General features: G+C 52.4%; 6 protein-coding genes. 1 reads left to right on the top strand and 5 read right to left on the bottom strand.

Features of this window, described 5'->3' with window-relative positions; genetic code table 11:
* Positions 1-191 precede the first annotated feature (191 nt).
* Both mnmG and P3X23_RS01335 read right to left on the bottom strand, forming a co-directional pair.
* The gene (gene mnmG / locus P3X23_RS01340) at positions 192-2105 is read right to left on the bottom strand and encodes a tRNA uridine-5-carboxymethylaminomethyl(34) synthesis enzyme MnmG (protein ID WP_300872373.1); all 1914 of its coding nucleotides are present in this window, start codon (positions 2103-2105) and stop codon (positions 192-194) included.
* 31 nt (positions 2106-2136) lie between these two features.
* The gene (locus P3X23_RS01335) at positions 2137-2427 is read right to left on the bottom strand and encodes a YggT family protein (RefSeq protein ID WP_300872370.1); all 291 of its coding nucleotides are present in this window, start codon (positions 2425-2427) and stop codon (positions 2137-2139) included.
* Positions 2428-2684: 257 nt separating this feature from the next.
* Here P3X23_RS01335 and P3X23_RS01330 point away from each other — a divergent pair, with 257 nt between their 5' ends.
* Positions 2685-3488, top strand: a complete 804-nt coding sequence (locus P3X23_RS01330; protein ID WP_300872367.1) for a hypothetical protein — start codon at positions 2685-2687, stop codon at positions 3486-3488.
* A 384-nt stretch (positions 3489-3872) separates the two neighbouring features.
* Here P3X23_RS01330 and P3X23_RS01325 read toward each other — a convergent pair whose 3' ends face one another.
* The 3 genes from P3X23_RS01325 to P3X23_RS01315 are packed head-to-tail and all read right to left on the bottom strand — an operon-like array spanning position 3873 to position 7006.
* Entirely contained in the window at positions 3873-5618 is a 1746-nt protein-coding gene (locus tag P3X23_RS01325; RefSeq protein WP_300872364.1) for a ribonuclease J, read from the bottom strand.
* Positions 5619-5678: 60 nt separating this feature from the next.
* Complete coding sequence (dapA, locus tag P3X23_RS01320; RefSeq protein WP_300872362.1) at positions 5679-6569, bottom strand: 4-hydroxy-tetrahydrodipicolinate synthase; 891 nt, start codon at positions 6567-6569, stop codon at positions 5679-5681.
* On the bottom strand, positions 6566-7006 hold the full coding sequence (locus P3X23_RS01315) for a hypothetical protein (protein WP_300872360.1): 441 nt from the start codon (positions 7004-7006) through the stop codon (positions 6566-6568). Before P3X23_RS01315 ends, dapA begins: the two co-directional genes overlap by 4 nt.
* Positions 7007-7008 lie beyond the last annotated feature (2 nt).

The following is a 7008-nucleotide window of genomic DNA, read 5'->3' as shown; positions in this document are numbered from 1 at the left end:
TTTTGGTGCAGGCGATCGCCGCCCCCATAGCTCCTTGCTGTATGCAGAATCACATTATGGCAAATCAGCCTGCCCTCTGAATAAAAGAACCGTTGTAATTTCAAGGGTGTCGAAGCATAAGCTCGCACTGGAATTGTGTATCCCTGCCGCCAAGCAGAGGCCAACTCCAATTCGCTTAACCAAATGCCCTCCTAGCCCCCCACTGCCATTAGAGACTGGCGTTGCTGTTGGACTTGGAGATAGACCAAAAGGGCATTGATATCCGCTGGATTCACTCCACCAATACGGCTTGCTTGACCAATAGTGAGGGGGCGGATAGCACTGAGTTTTTCCCGTGCCTCCATCGAAAGGGTGGGGATGGCAAAGTAATCTAAATCCGCAGGGAGCGGACGCTGTTCTTGGCGGGCAATCTGCTCAATTTCCCGTTGCTGCCGCTCAATGTAGCCGGCGTACTTAATGGCAATTTCAACGGCTTCCTTTTCTTGGGGCGTCAAGTTTGGATTCCCAAGGCCATGGCGATCCAGCAAGTCGTAGTGTACCCCTGAGCGCCGCAGTAACTCATCAAGGGCAATGGCACTCTTAATTGCTTGACCCGTCGCAGCCACAATTGCTTCGCCCACTGGTTCATGAGCTTTAATGCGGGTTGTCTGAAGGCGTTGGGTCTCAGCCGCTAGGCGCTGTTGCTTTGCTTGAAACACCTGCCACTGCGCTTCACTCACCAAGCCAATCGCATACCCTAGGGGGGTGAGCCGCTGGTCAGCATTATCGGATCGCAAGACTAGGCGATATTCCGAGCGGCTAGTGAGCATGCGATAGGGTTCCCGCAGTTCTTTAGTACACAGATCGTCAATCAGGGTACCGATGTAGCTCTCTTGGCGTGGGAATGTGATCATCGGTTTTCCCTGCACAAAGCGAGCCGCATTAATCCCGGCCACAATCCCTTGGGCGGCTGCTTCTTCATAACCGGTGGTGCCGTTGATTTGCCCGGCGCAGAATAGTCCCTGAACTTTCTTGGTCATCAGCGTGGGAAAGCACTGAGTTGCTGGCAAGTAGTCGTATTCCACCGCATAGGCCGGACGCAACATGATACAGTTTTCCAGCCCCGGCAGTGTGCGCAACAATTGCAGTTGCAGGGGTTCTGGTAGCCCTGTGGAAAATCCTTGAATGTAGAGTTCTGGCGTACTGCGGCCTTCAGGTTCAATGAAAATTTGATGGCTCTCTTTATCGGCAAAACGAACAATTTTATCCTCAATGCTGGGGCAGTAGCGGGGGCCTTTGGCATCTACCCAACCACCATAGACCGGAGTGAGGTGCAGATTCTCACGAATCAATTGGTGGGTGGCAGGGGTGGTGCGCGTCAAGTAGCAGTTCATTTGTGGCCTTTCCACCCATGCTGTGGGGTCAAAGCTAAACCAGCGCACCTGCTCATCCGGGGGTTGCGGTTCCAGCTTACTGTAGTCCACCGATCGCCGATCCACCCGTGCGGGCGTTCCTGTTTTCAGGCGATCCACCTCAAAGCCGAGACGGGCTAAGGTCTGTGAGAGTCCCTCTGCGGCAAATTCGCCAGCGCGACCCGCGGACATGGATTTATTTCCCACCCAAATACGGCCACCAAGGAAGGTTCCCGTGGTCAGAATTACCGCTTGACAGCGAAAGGCTACACCAAAGTAGGTTTCAACCCCAATCACCGTTTCATTGGCATCGAGGACTAAATCCGTGACCATGCCTTCGCGCACCAGCAAGTTGGGTTGATTTTCCACCACTTGCTTCATGACGGCGCTGTATTCGCGCTTATCTGTTTGCGCCCGCAATGCCCAGACCGCTGGCCCCCGTGAGGCGTTCAATAATCGCTTTTGCAGATAGGTGCGATCGGTCACACGGCCAATTTCGCCCCCTAGGGCATCCACTTCATGCACCAGTTGCGATTTTGCGGGGCCACCCACCGCAGGATTACAGGGCTGCCAAGCAATTTTATCGAGGTTGAGGGTCAGCAAAAGGGTACGACAGCCCAACCGCGCCGCTGCTAAGGCCGCTTCACAGCCAGCATGACCGGCACCGACAACAATGACATCAAATTCATCCTGAAACGGACGCAGTGTTGACATGGCAATTGCACCCTAATGAGCTAGAAACGGTTTAGAAGAGCGTGGCACTACTAGAAAAGCCTGATAAGAGTTGGACAATGAATTGCAAGAGAAAGAAGGCAATCATTGGCGAAAAGTCCAGACCACCGATGGGGGGAATCAGACCACGAAAGATATTCAGATAGGGGTCTGTTAACTGACTGATAATTGAAAAGGGTGGATTGTACCAGTTGATATTGGGAAACCACGACAGCAGAACCCGAATCAGCAGAATGATCAAGTAAATTTGTAAAAAGTTCGCGATTCCCATCAACAAAATGGGCAGTACGGGTGCCTCAGTCATTGGTGTTCCCCTTGCAAATTCAAGTTCACCCCTTATTGTACCAATGCGGGCAAAAACCTCAGCCTCTACCGCCGGCGGTCAACCTTCCTCGCTAGACTAGAAAGTAGAAGTTTGCAAACTCATTCTCAAAAATTGTCGGTTGGCTTCTGCATAGGGGAGCGATCGCCAAAGGATGGCGTATTCCCTCCTTGGGGAAAGGGCTGTATTCTGGATTGCGGCGTTTTCATTGACATTCAACTGAAGTTCAGGGGTTCAATATGTTACAGATGTCGGCCACGGGTCATACAATAGTGAGCACCTATGCCCTGATTGGATTTACCATCTCCAGCCTATCGTTTTTGCGGACTTGGGTACAGCGGCAGTACAAAGGTCCTGTCCAACGTTTGAAGCAAGAGTGCGATCGCCTGCACAAAATCGTCAGCGAGCAAGCCCAGCGGATTGAAGGGCTAAAGGAACTGGTTACCCGTAGCGAACAGGAGCGCGATCGCCAGCGCCAAGAAATCGAGCAATTGCGCTCCGAGGTGGAGCGGCTGCAAAACCGCTGTCAAGAGCTAGAAGATCAGCAACAGCAACTGCAAACTCAAATGAGTGACTATTGCCAGCAGATGGCGGAATTGACGAATGCCCTCAACAATAGCCAAGCAGAAAATGAGGCTTTACGGGAAAATTGCGATCGCTATCGCCAGGAGTTAGAAACTGTCTATAGCAGCCTTGAAGAAAAATATGCCAGTCAAACGGCAACACTGACCGCTTCTTTAACCACGATGGAGGCCACCTGTCGGGAAAAAGAGGCAGAGCTAGCGGCCTGCCATGCCACGGTGAGCGATCGCGAACGTGAAATTGAAGGACTACACCATGAGATTGCAGATCTTAACCAAGAAGTGGAGCAGCTTCAGCAAACCGTTGAACACCTGCAAACCCAAAAACAAGGGGTCAATATTTACGCCCAATGGCTGACATGGCTCAGCAGCACCGTGGCGATCGCGGCTCTGGTACTCAACCTTGGACCTTGGAGTCCCCTCTGGATGGCCATTTATCCTCACTTACCCATGTTTTCCTAGAAATTAAAATCGTTGACCAATGGTCGGGGCACAACATTGCCCCTTTGTTGTTTGATTTCCCTTGTTCCTCTTGAGTCCCATTAGGAAAAGGAACTTAGCATAGGCAGAAACATCAAAGAACCGATGCCTATCAGCAGACCCGCTCGACTCAACCCTCTGTCTCCCAAGACTCAAGAACCGCCCCTTGAAACAGCTCTTTTCTAAATCAGGAGGAGACGTAAAGGGAATGCAATCCCTTAACCGTTTGGCTTTGGCCAACTGAGAGGGATTGCTGCTCGGCAAAAAGGCAACTGAAAACCTCTATTGCTTCAACGCTAGCTAGTGCAGCGCAGACAAAAATCAACGGGCAGAATAGGCACAGTCCCCTGCCCAAGAGGTTTGATTCTAGCCAACCACAGAAGCTGTGCTGCGCCGCCGCCGAATTCCTGTGGTCACAGGAGGGTTGACTTCGATGGGTTGCAGGAGCAATAGGACTGAGGCATTGCCCTGAAGTTCACGGCGCACGAGGCGCACCAATTCCCGTTCAATGTGGGCTTTGACCCCCGCCCAATCTATATCACCGTTGCGGGCATATTCACTCCAGCGATCGCTCAAGGCAGTTTCGACTGTGGCATGCACCCAAGCCTGCCAAGCCTGTGGCTCAATAGCCGTGACCACGCCTCGCAGGTGGACTTCAGGAGTAGCTTTCAGAGTGCCATCAGTACCTACCGCTATCGCCACAGTGATAATGCCTTCCTCAGCCAGTTGTTGCCGCTCTTGCAGCACATGGGCTTTGACAATGCCACCCCGATCCAGTAGCTCAATGCCAGCGGGCACCTTGTCTATGACACGAATCGAGTCACGGGTGAGTTCCACGACATCGCCGTTGTCAATAATTACCATATTCTCAGGGGGAATGCCCATGCTCTGAGCGGTTTGGGCGTGTTTCACCAGCATGCGGTGCTCGCCATGCACAGGTAAAAAGAATTTTGGCTTCGTCAACGCCAGCATCAGTTTTTGATCCTCTTGGCAGGCATGGCCAGAGACGTGAATGCCCTGTTCGCGACCGTAGATAACTTTGGCTCCCTGCATCATCAAGCGATCGATCATGTTGACTACGGCAATCGTGTTCCCCGGAATGGGATGAGCCGAGAGGATTACCGTATCGCCGCAGCGAATTTTAATTTTGTTGTGTTCCCCTTTAGAAATCCGCGTCAGGGCAGACAGGGGTTCCCCTTGGGAGCCAGTGGTTAAGTACATCACCTGATGATCGGGGTACCTGTGCATCATGTGCAGTGGCACAAAGAGATCATCCGGGCAGCGAATGTAGCCCAACTGCCGTGCATGGGCAATGACATTGAGCATCGAGCGACCCAAGACAGAAACCACCCGGCCATGCTTTTGTGCCAATTCTAGAGCCATACTGAGGCGGTGCACTGACGAGGCAAAGGTGGTAAAGATAATTCGCCCGTTGGCTTGGCTAAAGGCGCGATCCAAGTTAGGGAAAACCGATCGCTCCGAGGGGGTGTAGCCGGGGACTTCTGAGTTGGTGGAGTCACTAATCAGACAGAGCACACCCTTTTCTCCATGCTCCGCTAACCGCTGAATGTCAAAGCACTCCCCATCCACAGGGGTAAAGTCAAACTTGAAATCCCCTGTGTGGATAATAACGCCAATAGGGGTGTGAATGGCCACCGAGAAGCTATCGGCAATGGAGTGGGTATTGCGGATATACTCCACAAGGAAGTTTTTGCCCAAGCGCACCATGTCTCGAGGCTGAACTGTGCGAATTTCGGTGCGATCGCCAACGCCCGCTTCTTCCAGTTTCCCTTGGAGCAAGGCCATGGCAAGGCGAGGGCCATAGATAACGGGAATATCCAACTGCTTGAGATGAAAGGCAATACCACCAATGTGATCTTCGTGACCGTGGGTAACAATCATCCCCTTAATTTTGTGGCGATTTTGCCGCAGATATGTCATGTCGGGTAAGACGATATTCACCCCATGCATACCATCGGTGGGAAAGGCTAGCCCCGCGTCCAGCAAAATGATTTCATCTTGGAATTCAAAGACACAGGTGTTCTTGCCAATTTCGTGCAGCCCGCCAAGGGGAATGATTTTTAAGGCAGCCGTTGCAGCGGATTGACTCATAGGTCTCCTTACAGTGAAATGAACAAAAAAGGTGTAGCTTGGCAAATGCCCAGCGTTGTCCTAAGACTTCAGTAGGCCAAGGTCATCTAAAACGGTCTTCAATTGGTCAATGACAGCGTCACTCGCAGACGTTAGCGGCAGTCGGGGGGCACCCACGGGCCAACCTTGGAGGCTGAGGGCAGCTTTAATCGGAATCGGATTCGTCGTCACAAATAAAACCTTGAACAGTGGCAGTAGTTGACAATGAATAGCAGTGGCTTTGGCCGTTTCTCCTTGGACAAAGGCTTGAATCATCTCTTGAATACGTGAGCCAACAAGGTGACTGGCTACACTGACTACACCATAACCACCAATGGCCAGTAATGGCAACGTCAGGGAATCATCGCCGGCGTAAATGCGAAAAGTCGGCGGTAGTGCAGCACGGAGGGCACTGGCTTGCTCAAGGCTGCCGCTGGCCTCTTTGATGGCAACAATGTTTGGATAGTCAGTAAGGCGGATCACTGTTTCTGGTAGGAGGTTTTGTCCTGTGCGGCTAGGAATGTTGTAGAGCATGAGGGGAAAGCCTGGCACTGCCTTGGCGATCGCCTGAAAATGGGCGTAGAGTCCCTCCTGTGGGGGTTTGTTGTAGTAGGGTACAACTAAAAGAGCGCCATCGAGACCCAGTTCTGCGGCCTTGGCTGTGGCATGAATTGCTTCACGGGTGGAGTTGGAACCGGTTCCCGCAATGATCTTGGCTTTGCCGGCCACCGCCTGCTGCACCGTTTGAAAGAGTTGAAATTCTTCCTCCCAAGTGAGGGTAGGGGATTCCCCGGTTGTACCGCAAACCACAATGCCATCGGAGCCATTGGCCACAAGGTACTGCGCTAGGTTTGCTGCCACCTCGTAGGCGATCGCGCCATCGGCGGTAAATGGCGTAATCATGGCGGTAATCACACGTCCAAAGTCAGTCACAGTCTATCCTCAGCCAAGTCCCGTTGTAGTTGCCGAATCGTAACCGCCCGGCCATACACGCGCCGGCGATCGCCCAAGGTTTCCAGAATAACCGCCCCCCGTCGCCAGCTTTGGGGCGAGCGATAAATGGTCAAATTCTCTTCAATTTCCGTAATTTGGTAGCCCTTGTCCTTTAGCCATGCCTCCAGTCTTGGGAGTTGCGGCAGTGCTACCGCAAGGATTTTCGTGTGATTCCAATAGGCAGCGATCGCTCCTACCACGACCCCCACCGCTAATCCCCAACGGTAGGGCAGGGGAGACAACAAATTCCACTGGCAAATTTGGCTCAAACTTAAGCTGGTGATGGCAGTAACACAGGCAAAGTAGTAAATAAATACCACCTTCACATCTAGGCCTTCAATGGCAGGGGGGTCAACAGTTGGGGGTGAGTTGGGCATAG

This window comes from Thermosynechococcus sp. Uc (assembly GCF_029335995.1).
Classification (GTDB): Bacteria; Cyanobacteriota; Cyanobacteriia; order Thermosynechococcales; family Thermosynechococcaceae; genus Thermosynechococcus.
Note: the sequence above shows the minus strand (reverse complement) of the source record. Positions and strands in the feature narration are given on the sequence as shown.

Excerpts from the sequence above, each read along its gene's own strand:
- mnmG (WP_300872373.1), bottom strand. The coding sequence starts at position 2,105 with ATGTCAACACTGCGTCCGTTTCAGGATGAATTTGATGTCATTGTTGTC.
- P3X23_RS01335 (WP_300872370.1), bottom strand. The coding sequence starts at position 2,427 with ATGACTGAGGCACCCGTACTGCCCATTTTGTTGATGGGAATCGCGAAC.
- P3X23_RS01330 (WP_300872367.1), top strand. The coding sequence starts at position 2,685 with ATGTTACAGATGTCGGCCACGGGTCATACAATAGTGAGCACCTATGCC.
- P3X23_RS01325 (WP_300872364.1), bottom strand. The coding sequence starts at position 5,618 with ATGAGTCAATCCGCTGCAACGGCTGCCTTAAAAATCATTCCCCTTGGC.
- P3X23_RS01315 (WP_300872360.1), bottom strand. The coding sequence starts at position 7,006 with ATGCCCAACTCACCCCCAACTGTTGACCCCCCTGCCATTGAAGGCCTA.